At 67.9% G+C, this 17,619-nt stretch carries 17 protein-coding genes; 7 read left to right on the top strand and 10 right to left on the bottom strand.

All coding sequences use genetic code 11. The features are described from left to right. Positions 1-8: 8 nt before the first annotated feature. The 9 genes from ACN28I_RS14925 to ACN28I_RS14885 form a co-directional block, all read right to left on the bottom strand. Entirely contained in the window at positions 9-1,250 is a 1,242-nt protein-coding gene (locus ACN28I_RS14925) for a cytochrome P450 (protein ID WP_420942702.1), read from the bottom strand. 52 nt (positions 1,251-1,302) lie between these two features. Next, the gene (locus tag ACN28I_RS14920) at positions 1,303-1,629 is read right to left on the bottom strand and encodes a 2Fe-2S iron-sulfur cluster-binding protein (protein ID WP_420942701.1); all 327 of its coding nucleotides are present in this window, start codon (positions 1,627-1,629) and stop codon (positions 1,303-1,305) included. 38 nt (positions 1,630-1,667) lie between these two features. Beyond that, positions 1,668-2,912 (bottom strand): NAD(P)/FAD-dependent oxidoreductase, encoded by a 1,245-nt coding sequence (locus ACN28I_RS14915; RefSeq protein ID WP_420942700.1) that lies wholly within the window; start codon positions 2,910-2,912, stop codon positions 1,668-1,670. A 50-nt stretch (positions 2,913-2,962) separates the two neighbouring features. Beyond that, positions 2,963-3,607, bottom strand: a complete 645-nt coding sequence (locus ACN28I_RS14910; RefSeq protein WP_420942699.1) for a TetR/AcrR family transcriptional regulator — start codon at positions 3,605-3,607, stop codon at positions 2,963-2,965. Between the two features lie 10 nt (positions 3,608-3,617). Continuing rightward, entirely contained in the window at positions 3,618-4,331 is a 714-nt protein-coding gene (locus ACN28I_RS14905; RefSeq protein ID WP_420942698.1) for a Coq4 family protein, read from the bottom strand. Between the two features lie 134 nt (positions 4,332-4,465). After that, on the bottom strand, positions 4,466-5,158 hold the full coding sequence (locus tag ACN28I_RS14900; protein WP_420942697.1) for a Coq4 family protein: 693 nt from the start codon (positions 5,156-5,158) through the stop codon (positions 4,466-4,468). A gap of 11 nt (positions 5,159-5,169) precedes the next feature. Continuing rightward, entirely contained in the window at positions 5,170-5,979 is an 810-nt protein-coding gene (locus tag ACN28I_RS14895; protein WP_420942696.1) for an SDR family NAD(P)-dependent oxidoreductase, read from the bottom strand. Next, positions 5,976-7,640 carry a gluconolaconase gene (locus ACN28I_RS14890; RefSeq protein WP_420942695.1) on the bottom strand — a complete coding sequence of 555 codons (1,665 nt, stop codon included), beginning with the start codon at positions 7,638-7,640 and terminating at the stop codon, positions 5,976-5,978. The genes ACN28I_RS14895 and ACN28I_RS14890 overlap by 4 nt, the downstream gene beginning before the upstream one ends. A 28-nt stretch (positions 7,641-7,668) precedes the next feature. Further along, positions 7,669-9,495, bottom strand: coding sequence for a flavin-containing monooxygenase (locus ACN28I_RS14885; RefSeq protein WP_420942694.1), 1,827 nt, complete (start codon positions 9,493-9,495; stop codon positions 7,669-7,671). A gap of 100 nt (positions 9,496-9,595) precedes the next feature. Between ACN28I_RS14885 and ACN28I_RS14880 the strand changes: the two genes are divergently transcribed. From ACN28I_RS14880 to ACN28I_RS14870, 3 genes are all read left to right on the top strand, one after another. Next, positions 9,596-10,174 carry a TetR/AcrR family transcriptional regulator gene (locus ACN28I_RS14880; protein ID WP_420942693.1) on the top strand — a complete coding sequence of 193 codons (579 nt, stop codon included), beginning with the start codon at positions 9,596-9,598 and terminating at the stop codon, positions 10,172-10,174. Positions 10,175-10,304: 130 nt separating this feature from the next. Next, on the top strand, positions 10,305-10,733 hold the full coding sequence (locus tag ACN28I_RS14875) for a DUF533 domain-containing protein (RefSeq protein ID WP_420942692.1): 429 nt from the start codon (positions 10,305-10,307) through the stop codon (positions 10,731-10,733). 189 nt (positions 10,734-10,922) lie between these two features. Then, positions 10,923-12,845, top strand: coding sequence for a DUF7594 domain-containing protein (locus tag ACN28I_RS14870; RefSeq protein ID WP_420942691.1), 1,923 nt, complete (start codon positions 10,923-10,925; stop codon positions 12,843-12,845). Between the two features lie 81 nt (positions 12,846-12,926). Here the strand turns inward: ACN28I_RS14870 and ACN28I_RS14865 are convergent, their stop codons facing one another. Beyond that, a complete protein-coding gene (locus tag ACN28I_RS14865; RefSeq protein WP_420942690.1) occupies positions 12,927-13,277 on the bottom strand; it encodes a DUF1428 domain-containing protein in 351 nt (116 codons plus the stop codon). A 176-nt stretch (positions 13,278-13,453) separates the two neighbouring features. Here ACN28I_RS14865 and ACN28I_RS14860 point away from each other — a divergent pair, with 176 nt between their 5' ends. From ACN28I_RS14860 to ACN28I_RS14845, 4 genes are all read left to right on the top strand, one after another. Beyond that, positions 13,454-14,209, top strand: coding sequence for a class I SAM-dependent methyltransferase (locus tag ACN28I_RS14860; protein ID WP_420942689.1), 756 nt, complete (start codon positions 13,454-13,456; stop codon positions 14,207-14,209). Between the two features lie 233 nt (positions 14,210-14,442). Beyond that, positions 14,443-16,053 (top strand): PAS domain S-box protein, encoded by a 1,611-nt coding sequence (locus ACN28I_RS14855; protein WP_420942688.1) that lies wholly within the window; start codon positions 14,443-14,445, stop codon positions 16,051-16,053. Positions 16,054-16,269: 216 nt separating this feature from the next. Then, on the top strand, positions 16,270-16,905 hold the full coding sequence (locus tag ACN28I_RS14850) for a DUF6151 family protein (RefSeq protein WP_420942687.1): 636 nt from the start codon (positions 16,270-16,272) through the stop codon (positions 16,903-16,905). Between the two features lie 140 nt (positions 16,906-17,045). Continuing rightward, entirely contained in the window at positions 17,046-17,615 is a 570-nt protein-coding gene (locus ACN28I_RS14845) for a hypothetical protein (RefSeq protein ID WP_420942686.1), read from the top strand. Positions 17,616-17,619 lie beyond the last annotated feature (4 nt).

Raw genomic sequence — 17,619 nt, 5'->3', positions numbered from 1 at the left:
GCTTCAGGCTAGCCCCATACCAGCGGCAGGCTCGTGATCGCCAGGTTGAAGCCACCCATGAACTTCGGCGGTGCCTGGGGATCCAGCCGGAACGGCGGGACGCGCTTCAACCACTCCTCGTAGAACACCTTCATCTCCAGGCGGGCCAGATGCAGGCCGACGCACCGGTGCGGACCCGTGTTGAACGTCTGGTGCTGCTCCTTCCGGCCCAGGATGAACTGCTCGGGATTCGGGAACGCCTCGTCGTCGTAGTTGGCCGCGGGCAGGAGCAACGACACCATGTCGCCCTGCTTGAACTGGACGCCATGGAGGACATCGTCGCGCATCACCCGCCGGACCGTGGACGCGATACCATAGAGCCGCAGCAACTCCTCGATGGCTCCGGGCAGGAGGCTGGGGTCGGCCCGGAGCTTCGCCTGCAACTCCTGATCGCGCGCCAGGTGCCGGACACCAAAGCTCAGGGCATTCACCACGGTCTCCAGCCCCCCGAGGAACAGGGTGATGCTGTAGCCCAACATCTCGTGGAACGTGGGATGGCGGCCGTCGAGGTTCACGTCGAGCAGCCGGCTGATCAGATCATCCTCGCGCTTCTCCTGCCGGGCCTTGATGCTCTCCGCCAGGATCCCCGCGATGCGTTTGAAGACCTCCGCGCGGGCCGCGGCATCCACCGTGGAGGACGTCGCCTGCGTGGCCAGGTGACGGAACTCCGCCAGGCGGTTGGTCGGCATGCCGGCCAGCTTCATGAACAACGTGACGGGCAGCGGCTCGGCGATGTCCGAGAGGAAGTCGCAGCGCCCCGCGCCGAGCACCTGGTCGATGAGCTCGTTCGTCATGGTCCGGATCGCCGTCTCGAGTCCGGCAACGGATTTGGCCGCCAGCGGCTGGTTGAGCGGCGCCCGGTACATCGTGTGCCGCGGCGGATCCACCCCGATGGGCAGCATCATGAAGCCCTGCTGCGGCTCCTTGTTTTCCCCCGAGTGTTCCCCCGAGGCCGCGGCGCCGATGAAGCTGTTGCTGTACACCTCCGGGTTCATCGTGATGTCCACGATGGCCTTCTTCCGGGTCACCACCCAACTGCCACCATTGAACGGGGTGAAGAAGATGGGCGGCGCCTCCTTGATGAGGGAGCGCATCCGGGCGTGCGGATCCTCGAGCAGCCGCGGATCCCTGGCGTTGTCGTACTCGTAGACGAGCTCCGGCGGGACGTGCGCGGGAATCTTGTCCAACTTCTGTCCGCTAAATGAACTCATGTTCAGAACTCCCTGACTGTTGGAGGAAGAAGCGTGGGGACCTGACCGGTCCTCACTCGCTCGTCTGCGAGACGGGGAGCCGGACCACCAGTCCATCCAGCGCGGGCGTCACCTTGAGCTGACAGGTCAGCCGGCTGTTGGGTTTCACGTGGAAGGCGCACTCGATCATCCCCGCTTCCGCCGCATCGGGCGGGGGGAGCTTCGTCATCCAGGATTCATCGACGTAGCCGTGGCAGGTCGCGCAGCTCGCGAAGCCTCCGCACTCGGCGATGATGCCTGGCACGAGGTTGTCCATCGCCGCCTGCATGACGGACTGGCCCTCCTTCGCCTCGACCTGGTGCTCCTTCCCATCCGCCTCGATGAATTTGATCTTCGCCATGGGTTCTCCTGGGTGTTCCTTCCGGGTGTGGACTGTCTTCAAGCGGCGAGGCTGTTGAGGGGGACGGCTGCGTCGCCCAGCCGGGTGACGTCCACCTCCGCCCGGCTCGAGACCAACCGTTTCGCGGCCATGAACTCCGCGGGGCGGCCCATCACATCCGCGGCGATGACCCGTCTGCCTTTGAGGTAGAAGGCCGAGAACTCCTTGCCCTCGGCGGAGCCCCGTGTAACGCACTGCTCGTAACCGGTGGCGAGCCCCACCATCTGCAGCTTCAAGCCGTATTGATCCGACCAGAACCAGGGAATGGCGGCGGAGGGCTCCCGCTTGCCCATCAGGGTGGCCGCCGCCACGCGCGCATGCTCGATGGCATTGGGCACGGACTCGAGCCGGATGCGTCCGCCCGTGTAGGCGCTGGGCTGATTCGCGCAGTCCCCGATGGCGAGGATGTCCGGATCGGCCGTACAGGCGTACTCGTCCACGACGATGCCATTGTCGACGGCGAGGCCCGCCGCGGAGGCCAGCTCCGTGTTGGGGATGAGGCCGATTCCCACCAGCACCAGGTCCGCCTCGAGCCGCTCCGGCACGCCGTGACAGGCGAGGCTCACCCCGCGCACCTGGCGCCGGGCCTCGTCGAGCTCCAGGTCCCGCACCTCGCACGAGAGCCGGAACGCCACGCCCCGCTCGCGGTGGAGCTGCTCGATGAACGAGGACACCTCCGGACCCGTCACCCGGGAGAGCAGGCGCGGCGCCGCCTCCAGCAGCGTCACCCGCAGCCCGAGCTGCACGGCCACGGCCGCGACCTCGAGCCCCACGTAGCCGCCCCCGATGATGACGAGGTGGTTGCCGGGGATGAACCGCCCGCGCATCGCCTCGACGTCGGAGATGGAGCGAAGGGAGAACAGGTTCTCGGGCCGGGCACCCTCCAGCCCGGGAAGACTCAAGGGACGTGCCCGGCCTCCCGTGGCCAGAACGAGCTTGTCGTAGCCGAGCCGGCGCCCATCCCCCAGGGAGAGCTCCCGCGTGGCGCGGTCGATGGCCTCGGCGCGCGTGCCGGTCTTCAGCTCGATGTCGAAGCGCTCATAGGTCGCCAGCGGCTTGAGGTAGAGGTCGCTCAGCGCCACCTTTCCCTGCAGGAACCCCTTCGAGAGCGGAGGCCGCTGGTAGGGCGGATGCGCCTCGTCCCCCAGCAGGAGGACGCGCCCCTTGTAGCCCTGCTTTCGCAAGCCGGCGGCCAGCTCGCCACCGGCCTGGCCGGCTCCCACGATGACGATGCGCTCTTCCATGACCACGACATTCCTCTCGGTTGTTTTCAACGTCTGGACTGCCTACGCGGTCACCGCCGGGCGGTGACGGGGGCCAGCCACAAGCCGACGAGCGCGTCGACCAGTCCGGCCGCGGTGGACTCCCACGTGGAGCGGGGCAGGGCGGTGCCCGCGTGCAGCGCGCGCTCCCGCTCGGCGCACATGTGCACGATCATCAACCGGCTCATGGCACTCCGCTCCTGCCGCACCTCCTCGGGGAGACGCGGGACCAGCCGGAACGTGCCTTCGATGGTCTGCTGCATCGATCTCGTGGAGACCGCTTCGTTGGTCACGAGCTCTCGATAAGCGGGATGGGTCATCACCTGGGCGATGAACCGCGCGTACCAGGTGGGGCTGCCCAGCGAAGCGAGATGCCCGGTCAGCGGCCGCACGAGGCAGGACACCCACTCGCGCAGATCGGGCGAGCCTTTGATCTCCGCGAGCATCTCGCTCCGCCGCCGCTCAACCGCTTCGGAGTGCCGGCGCACGATCGCCAGCACCAGGTCATCCTTGCTGCCGAAGTGGTAGCCCACCGCGAAGTTGTTGGACTGGCCCGCCGCCTCGCTTACCTGGCGGTTGGAGACCGCCTCGACGCCGTGCTCGGCGAACAGCCGCTCCGCGGTGACGATGATCAGCTCGCGGGTCTCGCTGCCCCGGTCGGATTTGCTCGGGCTCATCAGCGCACCGTCAGTTCATCCGCGCCGCGGGGGTGCACAGCCGCGCTCTCACCATGGCCACGGGCGTCTCCCAGTGGTGCTCGAACCAGAAGTCGAGGAACAGCGGGGCCGCGCGGCCCCGCTGGTACGCGGCCTTCACCCGCCGCAGGTACTCGGACCGGCTGACGCCGGACTGTGGAGCCTTGAGTTGTGCGAGCGTGCCCACCAACACGATGAGCAGCGCGGCCGGGAGCCCCAGGTTGCCCAGCACGTACGCCTGCAATTCCATCTCGCCCACCACGTCCGTGCCGTAGCCCGTCACCAGGTGCATCAGGTCATGCGTCTCGCGGTAGCGCTTGGTGATGAAGTCGACGTCGTTCTTGAGCTCGAGCGTCGTCTCGAAGGGCGAGATCTTGTTGTCGCGGTAGTAGCGCGCGTAGTCATGGCCGAGCGTGCCCTCGGGCAAGCGCTCGAGCGCGGCCAGATCCAGATCCCTGGCCTGAAGGGAAGGGCGCTCGGAGAGCATGCGGCGTCCCTCCTCGCTCCGCTGGAACTTCGGGACGAGAGACGCATAGACGTCGAGGTCCAGGCTGGCTTGGATCGCCTGGCCATAGACGGGATTCCCCTCGTCGCCCCGGACCTTCTTCAGGGCATGGAGCGCCACGCGCAGGCGGGTGAACAGGGATGCGTTGTCGGGCAGGAGCGCCTTGGGGTCGACCTGCTGACTGTTGCCGGCATTCATCATGACTGACCTCCGGAGGGGGAGCCCGGCCTCGAGCCCACGTGAAAAGAGTTAAGTCAGATGACTGATGAAGTCAATTGACTTAAATCAATGCCTGGAGAGGAGGCGAGCGTGGCAGCTCCCGCCTCCGTGCTCCGTCAGTTCATCCGCGCCGCGGGAGCGCACAGCCGCGCGCTCAACGTGGCCACGGGGGTCTCCCAGTGGTGCTCGAACCGGACGCCGAGGAACTGCTGGGACGCGCGGCCCCGGCGGTACGCGGCCCACAGCCGCCGCAGGTACTCGGACCGCCCGACGCCGGCCTGCGGAGTCTTGAGGTGTCCGAGCGTGCCGAACGCCAGGATGAGCACCGCGGTCCGGATCCCCAGGTTGCCCAGGGCGTAGGCCTGCAGCTCCATCTCGCCCACCACGTCGGTGGCGTAGCCCGTCAGCACGTGCAACAGATCATGCGTCTCGCGGTAGCGCTTGCCGATGTAGTCGATGTCGTTCTTGAGCTCGAGCGTCGTGTCGAAGGGCGAGATCTTGTTGTCGCGGTAGTAGCGCGCGACCCCATGGCCGAGTGTCCCCTCCGGGAGGCGCTCGAGCGCGGCCAGATCCAGATCCCTGGCTTGCAGGGAAGGGCGCTCGGACAGGATGCGGCGCCCCTCCTCGCTGCGCTGGAGCTGCTGGACGAGCGAAGCGTAGACGTTGCCGTCCAGGCAGATGTTGAGCAACTGGCCGCAGGTGGGATTCGCCGGGTCGTGCTGGAGCACCTGCAGGCACCGGGTCGCCACGCGCAGGCGGGTGAACGTGGAGGCGTTGTCGGGCAGGGACAGGGTGTTGGGGTCGATCATGGGGGCCGTTCCTATTGTGGCAACAAACCGCTCATCTGATTGAGGATGAACCGCGCCGCGCGCTGGGGGTTCAGTCTGTAGACGGCATCCATGAGCTTGGAGTCGGAGCCCACCAGGACGCGGTAGCGGTTGTTCTCGATGCCTTCGAGGATGAGCCGCGCGGCCTTGTCAGGAGCCAGCATCTTGACCGGCGGCGCCTCTCCGGCCTTGAGCTGCAAGGTATCCATCACCCCCGAGTTCGCCGCGATGTTCGTCCCCACGGCCCCCGGGAAGACCACCGTGACCCGCACGTTCGTCCCCTGCAGCTCCGAGCTCAGACCTTCCGTCAGCAGCTTCACGGCCGCCTTGGAGGCTCCGTAGATGGTCTGTCCCGGCACGGGCAGGAAGCCCCCCATGCTGGAGATGTTCGTGATGTGCGCCTCCGGGCGCGCGAGCAGGTGCGGCAGGAACGTCTTGATCATGTAGAGCGTTCCGAACAGGTTGACGTCCATCACCCGGTCGATCGCCGCGTAATCGAGGTCCTTCAACTTGACGAAGGGTTGAATCACCCCCGCGTTGTTGATGATGCCGTCGACCGCGCCGAAGCGGGAGATGACCTGCTCCGGGAGCGCCTCCACCGCGGCCCGGTCCGTGATGTTCACGGTGTAGGTGGCCAGGTTGGCCCGGTTCATCCCCGCCAGCTTGACGGTCTCCTCGAGGGCGGACGGGTTGATGTCCACGGCGGCGACGCTCGCGCCCCTCGACAGAAGCGCGAGGACGAGCTCCCGGCCCATGCCATTTCCGCCGCCGGTCACGACGACGATCTTGTTCTGGACCTTCATGGCCGTGCTCCCCCGGACGTGGGGACGAACCGGTAGAGCGCGCTCTCCACATCGGACGACAGATAGATGGTTCCCGAGCCGCCCACGGCGACTCCCGTGGGGATGTACCCGGGCGGCAGGCCCTCGCTCTCGGGCAGCCCGATGCGCAAGCCGCTCGCGATGACCGTGGAGCGTCCCGTGGCCGGATCGATGCGCACCAGCCGCTTGCGGCCCACCTCGGCGACGATCAATCCGCCGTCGGGATGCCGGGCGATGCCCTCCGGTGCCTTCAGGCCCTTGGCCACCGTGCGCCGCGCCCCATCCGACAGGCGCACCCGGGTCACCCGCCCCGAGCGCACCTCCGTGACGTACACCCCCGGTTCCTCGGCCTCCGTGTCGGCCACGAGCCCCACGGGCCCCTCCAGGCCCTCGGTCAGCACCGTGGTCCCAGCGGGCTCGGCGGCATCCACGCGCACGAGCTTGCCCGTGGTGGCCTCGGCGAGGAGCAGCGTGCCATCGGGGAGCTCGAGCGCGCCCTGGACGCCATTCGTGTTGGGAATCGTCCGCAGCACCTCTCCGGAGGTTCTATCCAGGACCTGCACGGCCCCCAGGTAGGCACTGCTCAGCACCACGTGCTTCGCGGCCAGACTCACGTGCATCGGGAAGGTCATCCGGCTGGAGAGGACCCGGGTCGTCTGGGTGATCTTCCCGTCACGCCCGCCCACCCGGCGAAGGGCATACACATCCGCCACGTACAGGTTCTCGTCCGGATCATCCGGCGCGACGGCGAGGCCGGAGGGCACGGTCAAGCGCGCCTCGACCACGGGCCGGATGGAGCCATCGGCGGGATTGACCACGCGGATGTCGTTGTCCACCATGTTGGACACGTACACCTGGTCATCGGGGCCGACCGTCAGGTTGTCGAGCCCCGTGGGCAGCTTCGCGACGACCTCCTTGTCTCCCGTGGGCAACCGGACGCGGACGAGTTGGCCCAGCGCCGAGTCCACCACGTAGAGGTTCTCGCGGCGCGAGTCGAAGTTGGCGGCGACCGGCATCGCGAAGCCCTGCGCCACGGCCTCGAGGGTCCCCGTATCCACATCCACACGGGCAATCTGCCCCTTCATCAGGAGCGGGCCGTACAACTTGTCGTCCGGGCCGAACTCGAAGCCGTTGAGGAAGCCGTGCCCGGAGAGGATTCGGCGAGGAGGCTTCTTCCCGCTCGGATCCACTTCCGACAGCGCATCCTCGCCCCGGCCGAGCTGGGTGACGTAGAGCCTGCCGTCGCGGCGGAAGGCCAGCGAGTTGAGGCCCGGCAGCTCCTTGGCGATGACGCGCGTCTTTCCATCCGGGGTGCGCCGCATCAACCGGCCGGAGAAGAAACCGGTCCAGTAGACGGAGCCATCCGGGCCGATGGCCACATCATCCGCGCCGCCCAGCGGAGGCCCCACCAGGGTGCTCACCGCACCCGTGCTCAAGTCGATGGAGTGGACCGACTGGCCGAGCAGATTGCTGGCCAGCAGGTGCCCCTTGCCATCGAGCGCCAGCCCATGGACGCCCTGGAAGGGAGAGCCGGCCACCACCACCTCCTGACGGTATGCCGGGGGTGGGGGAGGGGCGGAGAGGGCCGGGGTGCTCGCCATCAACAGCCCGGCGAGCAGGGTCTTGTAGGGGAATCGGTGCATGAGGGGCCTCCGGATGGGGTTCAGGCGCTTACGCCGTGCCGGTGGCGCGGGGTGCCGTGGATTGCGTGAGCTCCAGGCCCGAGAGCTCATCGGTCTGACGCCAGCTCCGCAGGATGTCGATGAACTCGAGCGTGCCGCCCGAGTAACCGGCGCTGCGAATCGCGCTCGGGGGAGGCTGGATGCCCTCGTTGTTGATGTAGCCGGGCGTGCATTCGGCACCGCCGAAGACGTGGCCGCCCTTCTGGAGGCTGCCGAGGATCATTCCCCACCACTGCTGCTGCGCCTGCTCCGTCGGTTCGATCGTCTCGACGCCCCGCTTCAGGCACTGATCGATGATGTAGGCGGCGTGCCGCGCCTGCTCGCCGAGGATGTGGACGAAGTTGATCGCCCAGCTGCTCTGGATGAGGCTGATCATCAGGAGGTTCGGATAGCCGCGGCTGGTCATGCCGTGGAGCGTCGAGGGGCCGTCGGCCCAGCTCTCGCGCAAGGACTTGCCGCCGCGCCCGCGAATGTCGAAGCCCAGCTTGCGGGTGTAGTCGCCCGTCACCTCGAAGCCCGAGGCGTAGACGAGGCAGTCGACCTCGTACTCCTTGCCGTTCACCACCACGCCGTTGGGCGTGATGCGCTCCACGCCCTTGCCGTCGGTATCCACGAGCTGGACGTTGGGGCGGTTGAACGTGTCCAGGTATTCGTCGTGGAAGCAGGGCCGCTTGCAGAGGGGATCGTAGTAGGGCTTGAGCGCCTCGGCCGCCACCGGATCCTTGACGATGGAGGCCACCCGCGCGCGGATCTCCTCCATCTTGCGGAGGTTGGAGAGCTGGTGGAGCTCGGCCGCCTCCTCGGGGCTCCTGGCGCGGCGGCTCTCGCTCGCATCGAAGAGCGCGGTCCACCCGTCCCGCACCAGGTCGGCCTCCTGCTCGAGACCGGAGACGAGCGCGGTGAAGTTGCGGATGCGCTCCTCCTGCCAGCCGGGCTTGAGCGTCTTCACCCAGGCCTCGTCGGTGGGCTGGTTGGCCCGCACCCCGACGCCCGAGGGCGTGCGCTGGAAGACGTACAACTGTTTGGCCGAAGCACCGAGCTGGGGGACCACCTGGACCGCGGTCGCGCCCGTGCCGATGATGCCCACGCGCTTGTCGGCCAGCCGGGTCATGCCGCCCGTGGGGCCGCCGCCGGTATAGGCATAGTCCCACCGGCTCGTATGGAAGCTGTGGCCCTTGAAGGTCTCGATGCCCGGGATGCCGGGCAGCTTCGCCTTGTGCATGATGCCACCGGCGATGATCACGAACCGCGCCGCGAGCTTGTCTCCCCGGCTGCTCGTGACGTTCCAGCGCCGGGTGTTCTCGTCCCAGTCCATCTGCTCGACCTGGGTCTGGAACAGCGCCGCCTTGTAGAGGTCGAACTGCCGGCCGATCCGCTGGCAGTGGGCGAAGATCTCCGGTGCCTTGGCGTACTTCTCCTTGGGGATGTAGCCGGTCTCCTCGAGCAGCGGCATGTAGATATAGGACTCCACGTCGCAGGCGGCGCCCGGATAGCGGTTCCAGTACCAGGTGCCGCCGAAGTCGCCGCCCTTCTCGATGATGCGGAAGGAGTGGACTCCAGCCTGGCGCAGCCGCACCGCCGCCAACATGCCGCCAAAGCCACCGCCGACGACCAGCACGTCGAGCTGCTCCGTCAGCGCCGGACGGGTGAAGCCGGGCTCGACGTAGGGATCCTTGTCGAAGTCCGCGTAGACCCCGCTGAGGTCGCGGTACTGGGCGTTGCCGTCAGCACGCAGCCGCTTCTCGCGCTCCAGCCGGTACTTCTCCCTCAGCGCTTCCGGAGAGAAAGAGGCCACACCCGTCTTCGACTCACTCATTGCGGTACATCCTTTCGACCCGACATCCACGGAGTATGTACACAGCCGTGTACATCGCTGGACATAGCCCAATTCCTGTCGTAAGTAAACGGTTGTGTACATGTCCGGCCCTTCCGAGCCCAAGCGAGCGATGCGCCAGCGCGATGCCGATCGCACGCGCGCGGCGATCCTCACCGCCGCACGCACGCTGTTCTCCACGCGAGGCTTCGCCAACACCGGCGTGCGCGAGGTGGCGGAGCTCGCCGGGGTGAACTCCTCGCTCGTCGGCCGCTACTTCGGCTCGAAGCTGGGGCTGTTCCAGGCGGTGTTGGAGGAGATCGACATCACCCCGATGCTCCACGGAGACCGGCGCCGCTTCGGAATGGACATGGTGGGGATCTTCTTCGACGTGCCGGACTCACCGGGCCCGCTGCTGATGATGATCCTCTCGGCGGCCGACCCCGAGGCGCACGCGGCGACCGTCGAGGTTCTCCAGAAGAGGGTGATCGAGCCGTTGGCCCGGTGGCTGGGACCTCCGGACGGCGAGGGTCGTGCGGTGCGGCTCAACATCCTCTGGAGCGGCTTCCTCACCAGTTGGAAGCTGCTGCCCCTCCAGGCGCTCGCCGGGGAGCGCGTCGCCTCCACCCGCCGCTGGCTGGAGGCCGCGACCCAGGCGATCGTCGACGAAGGCGCGGCCTGAGCGAGGGCGTCGCGTCCGGGTGAAAACCGTTTCCGGTCCTCGGGTGCGCCGACTATCCTGCCGCGCCGAGCAGCCCGGCCCGTCTCGTCTGCCCGCGAGTCACTGGCCAGCCGCTCGCCAAGGAGACGACATGACGGGCGAGTATCCCCAGGATCAGTTGATGGCGTTCGTGCAGGCCATGGCCAACGTGGTGGCGAGCGACGGCCGTATCACCGAGGACGAGCGCCAGCACCTCGACAACGTGGTGGCCGGTGTCGGCCTGTCGCCCCGCGACCCGGAGGTCTCCGCGCTCATCGAGCGGGAATTCCAGAAGCCCGGCCGCCTCTCCGACATCGTCAGCAAGATTCAGAACCGCGAGATGCGCGCCGCCCTCCTGCGCATGATCGTCGAGGTGTCGTGCGCCGACGGTGAGATCGCCAACGAGGAGCGCGCGTCGGTGAAGGAGGCCGCCGGCGCCTTCGGTCTCGACGTGTCGGTCGCCGATGAGCTCATCGATTGGACGCTCGACTCGATCAAGCTCGAGCAGCGCGAGCGCGAGATCATGGCGAAGCTGCTCTGAGCTTCCGGACAGGATTCCGGTTCCCTCCGAGGGTCCCCACCCGGGCTCGTTCTTGCGTGGCCTGCCCACCGGTTGGAAGGGATTTGCCCTCTTTGTCGTCCGTGGAACCGGCATCCCGGATGCAAGTGCCAGCCCGGGAGGGCATGCCCGTGTCAACGGGATGCCTGTCCCGAAGGCTGGAGGTTGAACGTGGGAAGGCTGAAGCACTGGGCGAGGTGGGGAATGGGCGTGGCGGCGGTGGGGCTGCTCACGCACTGTGGGAATACGATTGAACCGGACGAGACGGCCAGCGGGCTCGCGCGAGAGGGCCGGGGGCTCGAGGAGACCCGTGTCTTCACCCCGGTGGCCGATGCTCGGGTGGAAGGGGATTACCCCTCCCAGAACTTCGGAAGCTCCGACTCGCTGAAGGTGGATGGCTCACCCGAGTACACCTCCTTCCTGCGCTTCGAGGTGAGCGGGCTCACGGGCACCGTCCGCCGCGCGAAACTCCGCTTGTACGCCACGGCCCCGACCGCCACGGGCCCCGCCGTCTACACGACGGGCTCGGCCTGGCAGGAGGGCACGCTCACCTTCCAGACGAAACCGGCGGCGCAGTCCCTGTTGTCCCGCGTCACCTCGGTGGCCTCGAGCACCTGGGTGGAGTGGGACGTGACCGCCGCCGTTCAGGGCAATGGCACGGTGAACCTCGCGGTGAGCGCCACGGGCACCGATGGCACCGCGTTCTCCTCGCGGGAGGCGTCCAACACCGCGCTGCGGCCCCAGCTCGTCGTGACGGTGGAGACGGGCAGCACGCCGCCGCCTCCGCCGCCTCCTCCTCCCAGCGGGAACGGCTGGACGTTCCATGGCGCGGCGCAGGGAGGGCCCCGGTACGTGTTCGGCGTGAGCGCCGACGAAGGGGGCAACCTCTGGGTTGCCGGTGGTGAGGAGGGGTTGTTCGTCCTCCAGAACGGCCAGACGCAGTTCCGCCGCTTCACCATGGCGGATGGCTTGCGGCCCTACGGCTACATGCTCGATGGGAGTGCCCCCGCGGGTGAGAAGTACCTGAAGGTCATCTCCGTCGCCGGAGGCCCCCCGGGTGTCGCCTTCGTCGGGTACGAGGGCAAGAAGCCCGCCGCGGGCATGCCCACGTGCGAGGATGAATGGGACGCGGCGCCCGCGGTCGGCCGCACTCCGGATGCGAGCATCTACAAGAGTGGTGACGCGGACCGCGTGACCCTGACGGCCACGGGCATCCAGGTGGTGCATTACGACCTCTCCACCGGCCCCAACAAGGTCTCCGCCGAGCCACGCGGGCGGGAGAAGCTCTGCAACATCCTGCGCATTGCCTACGATTCGCGGACGAAGAGCGTCTGGTTCGGCGCCAACCACGGCTTTGCCTGGGGCAGGTCGGACTTCGCCGGGTATGGCTGTGCCCCCGGAACCTGGGACTACGGCTGCGCTGGAGTGATGGAGCACGTGCATCCGGCCATCAACGCGTGGAACGCGGACCAGACGCGCGTGGTGCTGCTCACCGACGCGTATTACGGCGTCTCGGTCGCCGCGAATGGAGACGTCTGGTTTGGCGGCGCCAACCGCTCCACCCGCTTCCGCTACGGCACCAACAACTACAATTATTGGGCGGCCCAGACGCAGAGCGAGGGCAGTTCCTATGCGTGGAACCGCTACGACATCTGGCCGGACGCAGTGGGTGAGCCCAACGTGCCCACCCGGGCCCAGCGTGTGGACGACAATGTGTCGGGCATGGCGGTGATGAGCGACCAGAGCGTATGGGTGGGGAGCTGGGGCAGGGGATTGGCACTGCTCGACGCGAATGGGGCCCGCCTGCGCACGCTGTCGACCGAGCTCGTCGATGGAAAGGGCTACGTGTCGGCCGTCGCGGGGGACCCGCTCGACAACAGCGTGTGGGCGGGCGCGAGCTGGGGCGGAGGCCTGAGCCGCGTGCAGGGCACCACGGTGCGGAAGTACGGCACGGGGGTCCTTCCGGAGGAGCTGGTCTGGATGCGCATCTCGGACATCCAGGTGGACCGCTCGAGCAGCCCGCGGCGCATCCTCGTGGCCTTCCAGGGCACCGACACCACGCCAGGTGCCATCGGCGTGTTCACGGGCCCCTGAGGAGGTGAGGGCCCACGCGGAGGGAGCTCCATGTCTCTCCCTCCGCGTGGAGCCAGTCCGTTCGCCCGCTCCGCTCCCATCTCAGGAGTCGAGCAGGACCGAGAACCCGCCGAAGATCATGCGCTTGCCGTCGAACGGCATGCCCTCCATCGCCTTCATGCGCGGATCCTCCATCATCTTCTTGCTGCCCTCGTCGCGGGCCTCCTTTGACGGCCACTCGATCCACGAGAAGACCACCGTCTCCCCGTTTTCCGCCTTCACCGCGCCTTTGAAGTCGGTGACCTTTCCGTCGGGCACATCGTCGCCCCAGCACTCGACGACGCGGGTCGCGCCATATTCCTTGAACAGGGGCAAGGTCTTGGCAGCCAGCTCCCGGTAGGCGTCCTTGTTGGCGATGGGCACCGGAACAACGAATCCATCCACGTAACTCATGGTGTCTCCCAGGGGGATCAGAGCGGAGTCGTTCACCCGATACCTTCAGTCTGGTGGCCCACGTCCGCAATGGGCCGGGAGCGAATGGCCTCCATCCCTCCTATACTTCGCGCTGGCGTGGGCCTGTGTGCCGGGTCACCAGCCGGGGCAGGGCCCCAGGGAAAAAGGAGTCGGCTATGGGAATCACGATGTCGCCGCGGGACTACGCCACGGCATTCCGCATCCTCGCTGCCTCCGCCCGGCACCCCGAGAACATCGGGCAGGCCGTCGAGGAGCGCATCCTCCCCCGGCTGCCGAAGCAGTCCGCGCTGCTGGACGTCGGCGCGGGGTCGGGCAAGGTGGCCGAACGGCTCGCGCCGCACTTCGGCTCGCTCACCCTGCTCGAGCCCAATCAGAACCAGATCTCCGGGTTCAAGCACGAGAAGGCCAAAGTCTTCCTCGAGCCCCTGGAGCGCTTCCAGTCGCCCGAACAGTATGAGCTCGTCGTGTGCTCGCACGTCCTGTACCACGTGCCCCTCGCCGACTGGGGAGGGTTCATCGACAGACTGCTCACGTTCGTGCGCCCCGGCGGATACTGCGTGATCGTCATGGCCGCCGGCCGGGGGCCGACCTACCGGCTGTGTCGCGACTTCTCGGAGACGATGCTCTTCGGCGAGCAGTTGCTCACCACCATGCAGCAGAAGCGGCTGCCGCACGAGGTGCTCGCGACGATGAGCGGGTTCGTGGCGAAGACCTTCGAGGAGATGCACACGCTCTGCCGCTTCTTCGTGCTCGAGGGCTGTTACACGGCGGAGCAGCTCGCGGCCCTGAGTCAGGACGAGGTGCGCACGCTGGATGAAAAGATTCGCGTGCACGCCGAGCGCTGCCGGGACGCCGACGGGGTGTACCGCCTGGATCAGGATGAGGATCTGATCATCATCCCCAAGCCGTAGCCTACCCGGCTCATCCTCCGTCCATCGCCACCGCCACCGCCGCTGGGATCGTCTCCCGCATCCACGGCAAGGGCGCGGCCTGCCCCGCTTCCGCCCGGCCCCCTACAGCGGCCCCAGGCCTCGCACAGGTAGGTGCTCGGAGCGCCCGCTGGGCTGGATTCCAAATCCGCCGTGGCTGTAGGATTTCAACTGTCTTTCAGCGAAGACTGAGAAGACAGGAGAGCCCCGGAGTCATGAACGCGATGCCCAGTCCCAGCAGCTCCACCTCAAACGTGCTGACCGAAGGACTCTTCCAGGTGCAGCACCAGGCGCTGCTGCGCACCATCATCGACGGCATCTCCGAGGGAGTGATTCTCGCGGACGCCTCGGGCCAGCTTCTCTACTTCAGCCCGTACGCCCACAAGCTGCTCGGCTTCGGCCCGGCGGAGACGGCGCCCGAGAAGTGGAGCGAGCACTACGGCATCTTCTACGCGGACACCCGGACGCCGTGCCCCTCCGAGCGGCTGCCGCTGTACCGCGCCCTCCACGGCGAGGAGACCCCCGAGGAGGAGATGTTCGTCCGCAACGCCCAGCTCCCGGACGGTCAGCACGTCCATGCGAGCGCCCGGCCCATCCGTGACGAGCAGGGAAAGCTGCTGGGGGCGATGGTCACCCTGCGCAACACCCACGGGCAGCGTCAGGCCGAGGCCAGCCAGCGCCGCACCGAGCAGCAGTTCCAGCTCATCGTGGAGGCCGCCCAGGAGGGCATCTGGACGGTCGACACGGGCAATCGCACCACCTACGCCAACCGCTTCATGGCGGAGATGCTCGGCTACACGGTGGACGACATGTTGGGCAAGCCCCTCCACGTGTTCATGGACGAGGAGAGCCGTGCCCTCGCCGACCGGAACATCGAGCAGCGGCGCCAGGGCGTCGCCGGTGTCGTGGACATCAAGCTGCGCCACAAGGAGGGCCGGCCCGTCTGGACGATCATGTCGTCCAACCCGCTGCACGACGAGCAGGGCCGCTACACCGGTGCGCTGGCCATGGTCACCGACATCACCCGGCGCCGCGCCGCCGAGGAGGAGGTGCGCCAGCTCAACGCGCAACTGGAGCAGCGCATCGCCGAGCGCACCGCCCAGCTCGAGTACTCCAACCGCGAGCTGGAGGCCTTCGCCTACTCCGTGGCGCACGATCTGCGTGCCCCGCTGCGCTCCATCTCCAACTTCACCCAGGCGCTGGCCGAGGACTGCGGTGACCAGTTGGACGGCATCGGCCAGGAGTACCTCGTGCGCATGCGAGCCGCGTCCCGGCGCATGTCCGAGCTCATCGACGGCATCCTCTCCCTCTCGCGCGTCAACCGCACCGAGTTCGTGGAGACGGAGGTGAACCTCTCCGCCATGGCCCACGCCATCGCCGAGCAGCTCCAGCACGGCCAGCCCGAGCGCTCGGTGCGCTTCCTCATCCAGGAGGGGCTGGTGGATCGGGGAGATGTCCATCTGCTGCGCAGCGTGCTGGAGAACCTGCTGGGCAACGCCTGGAAGTTCACCCGCGACCGGCCCGAGGCGGAGATCGAGTTCGGCTGCACCCAGGCCGGGGACCGGCGCGTCTACTTCGTCCGGGACAACGGGGCCGGCTTCGACATGGCCTTCCAGAACAAGCTCTTCGGCGTCTTCCAGCGCCTGCACACCCAACAGGAGTTCGAGGGCAACGGGGTGGGCCTGGCCACCGTGCAACGCATCCTCCGGCGCCATGGGGGCACCGTCCGCGGCGAGGGCCGGGTCGGCCAAGGCGCCACGTTCTCCTTCTCCCTGCACGATCCCACTCCCGCCGTGCCGGAAGCCGAGCGCGGCCCCGCCATCTGAGAAGACAGGGGAGAACAGCAGCACCGGCGCGTCTCCACAGGCGTCCAGCGCCGCCGTCATCACCCGGCGCGACAGGCCTCGCCCGCGGTGCGAGGGCACGCAGCCCACCGCACCGAGTTGGAAGGCCTCCACCTCGAGCCCCTCCAGCCGCAGCCGCAGAAGGCGGTCTGCAGCGCGGTGTCGCGAGGACCTATCAAGGTGATATGCGGGCTTCCCATGTCTCGAAACGACGTCGAACTCCAGTGTCGTTGCGGAAAGATACACGGATGGCTGCGCGATGCGGCGCCAGACACGGTGAACCGCGTCGTCTGCTACTGCGACGACTGTCAGGCGTTCCTGCACCACCTCGGCCGCGCCGAGCTGCTCGACGGGCACGGCGGCTCGGATATCGTGCAGGTCGCGCCATCGACGCTCTCGTTCGATCGGGGCCTCGAGCTCGTCACCGCCGTGCGCCTCACGCCCAAGGGCCTCTATCGCTGGTACGCGAGCTGCTGCAAGACGCCGCTCGGCAACACGGTGTCGCCGCAGCTCCCGTTCGTGGGAATCGTCACCGAGCTGCTCCTGCAGGCGCCGAACGCACGCCCGTGTGACGAGGTCTTCGGCGCGCCCCGTGGCCGGATCCTCGGCAAGTTCGCGATCGGCCCTCCGCCGCCCGGGTCGGTGGAGACGAACGTGCGCCTGCTCGCGCGGATGATCCGCAAGTTTCTCGGCTGGAAGCTCCGCGGCAAGACGTGGCCCCATCCGTTCTTCGACCGCGCGAGCGGCCAGCCGAAGCACCCGGTCTCGGTGCTCTCCACGGCCGAGCGTGACGCGCTACGCTCGCAGTGTGGCCCGCGTCCCGCTCGAGCGTGACCGCGGGCCGCGGCCGAGCTGAGCTATCACCTCGGACACCCTCACACTGGGAGTGATTGATGCACACGGTTCGCGGTCCACGTTCCCTGTCCACGACCCTGGCCTTTCTTGTCCTCGCGACCGCCGGAGCCGCTACGGCCGTGTCCTGCTCGGCGCCGGACGAGGGCAAGCCCGAGCCGGGTCTGTCCGAGCCGGCCCTGCGTGTCCGGGACTGCGAGGGACCGGCGACCAGCCTCCCGGCCGAGCTCGCCGCGACGCTGGAGCCACGCCCGGAGCCCAGGACCCAAGACGATCATTGGGCCGACATCGCGCGTGAGGTGCCGGGCGGGTTCGCGGGTGTCTTGTACGACGACGGCCAGCCGGTCCTGATGCTCACCCGGCCGGAGGAGGCGCAGGAGGCGAAGGCGGCGCTCGCCTCGCATGTCTCGCCCGGCTTCTTCGATGTGGCCCATGCCGAGGTGCGCCTGGCGCGGTGGGACTTCGCTCAGCTCGCCGACTGGTATGCCTACCTGGGGACGCAGGGGCTCTGGCGTCCCGAGAATGGGGTGCACTTCGGGGACAAGGATGAGGCCGACAACCGCATCGTCTACGGCGTGCTGGATGCCGCTTCGCGAGCCCGGGTCGCGAACGAGCTCGAGGCACTCGGCGTGCCGTGTGACCTCGTGCTCGTGGAGATCCGAGCGCCCATTCGCGGACTGTCCGCCGAGTGAGCAC

This window comes from Archangium gephyra, from assembly GCF_049060025.1.
Classification (GTDB): domain Bacteria; phylum Myxococcota; class Myxococcia; order Myxococcales; family Myxococcaceae; genus Archangium; species Archangium gephyra_A.
This window is presented reverse-complemented; position numbering and strand designations above follow the sequence as displayed.

Bases quoted from the DNA above. Each gene is read 5' to 3' on its own strand.
- ACN28I_RS14925 (WP_420942702.1), bottom strand. From the start codon at position 1,250: ATGAGTTCATTTAGCGGACAGAAGTTGGACAAGATTCCCGCGCACGTC.
- ACN28I_RS14920 (WP_420942701.1), bottom strand. From the start codon at position 1,629: ATGGCGAAGATCAAATTCATCGAGGCGGATGGGAAGGAGCACCAGGTC.
- ACN28I_RS14915 (WP_420942700.1), bottom strand. From the start codon at position 2,912: ATGGAAGAGCGCATCGTCATCGTGGGAGCCGGCCAGGCCGGTGGCGAG.
- ACN28I_RS14910 (WP_420942699.1), bottom strand. From the start codon at position 3,607: ATGAGCCCGAGCAAATCCGACCGGGGCAGCGAGACCCGCGAGCTGATC.
- ACN28I_RS14905 (WP_420942698.1), bottom strand. From the start codon at position 4,331: ATGATGAATGCCGGCAACAGTCAGCAGGTCGACCCCAAGGCGCTCCTG.
- ACN28I_RS14900 (WP_420942697.1), bottom strand. From the start codon at position 5,158: ATGATCGACCCCAACACCCTGTCCCTGCCCGACAACGCCTCCACGTTC.
- ACN28I_RS14895 (WP_420942696.1), bottom strand. From the start codon at position 5,979: ATGAAGGTCCAGAACAAGATCGTCGTCGTGACCGGCGGCGGAAATGGC.
- ACN28I_RS14890 (WP_420942695.1), bottom strand. From the start codon at position 7,640: ATGCACCGATTCCCCTACAAGACCCTGCTCGCCGGGCTGTTGATGGCG.
- ACN28I_RS14885 (WP_420942694.1), bottom strand. From the start codon at position 9,495: ATGAGTGAGTCGAAGACGGGTGTGGCCTCTTTCTCTCCGGAAGCGCTG.
- ACN28I_RS14880 (WP_420942693.1), top strand. From the start codon at position 9,596: ATGTCCGGCCCTTCCGAGCCCAAGCGAGCGATGCGCCAGCGCGATGCC.
- ACN28I_RS14875 (WP_420942692.1), top strand. From the start codon at position 10,305: ATGACGGGCGAGTATCCCCAGGATCAGTTGATGGCGTTCGTGCAGGCC.
- ACN28I_RS14865 (WP_420942690.1), bottom strand. From the start codon at position 13,277: ATGAGTTACGTGGATGGATTCGTTGTTCCGGTGCCCATCGCCAACAAG.
- ACN28I_RS14860 (WP_420942689.1), top strand. From the start codon at position 13,454: ATGGGAATCACGATGTCGCCGCGGGACTACGCCACGGCATTCCGCATC.
- ACN28I_RS14855 (WP_420942688.1), top strand. From the start codon at position 14,443: ATGAACGCGATGCCCAGTCCCAGCAGCTCCACCTCAAACGTGCTGACC.
- ACN28I_RS14850 (WP_420942687.1), top strand. From the start codon at position 16,270: ATGTCTCGAAACGACGTCGAACTCCAGTGTCGTTGCGGAAAGATACAC.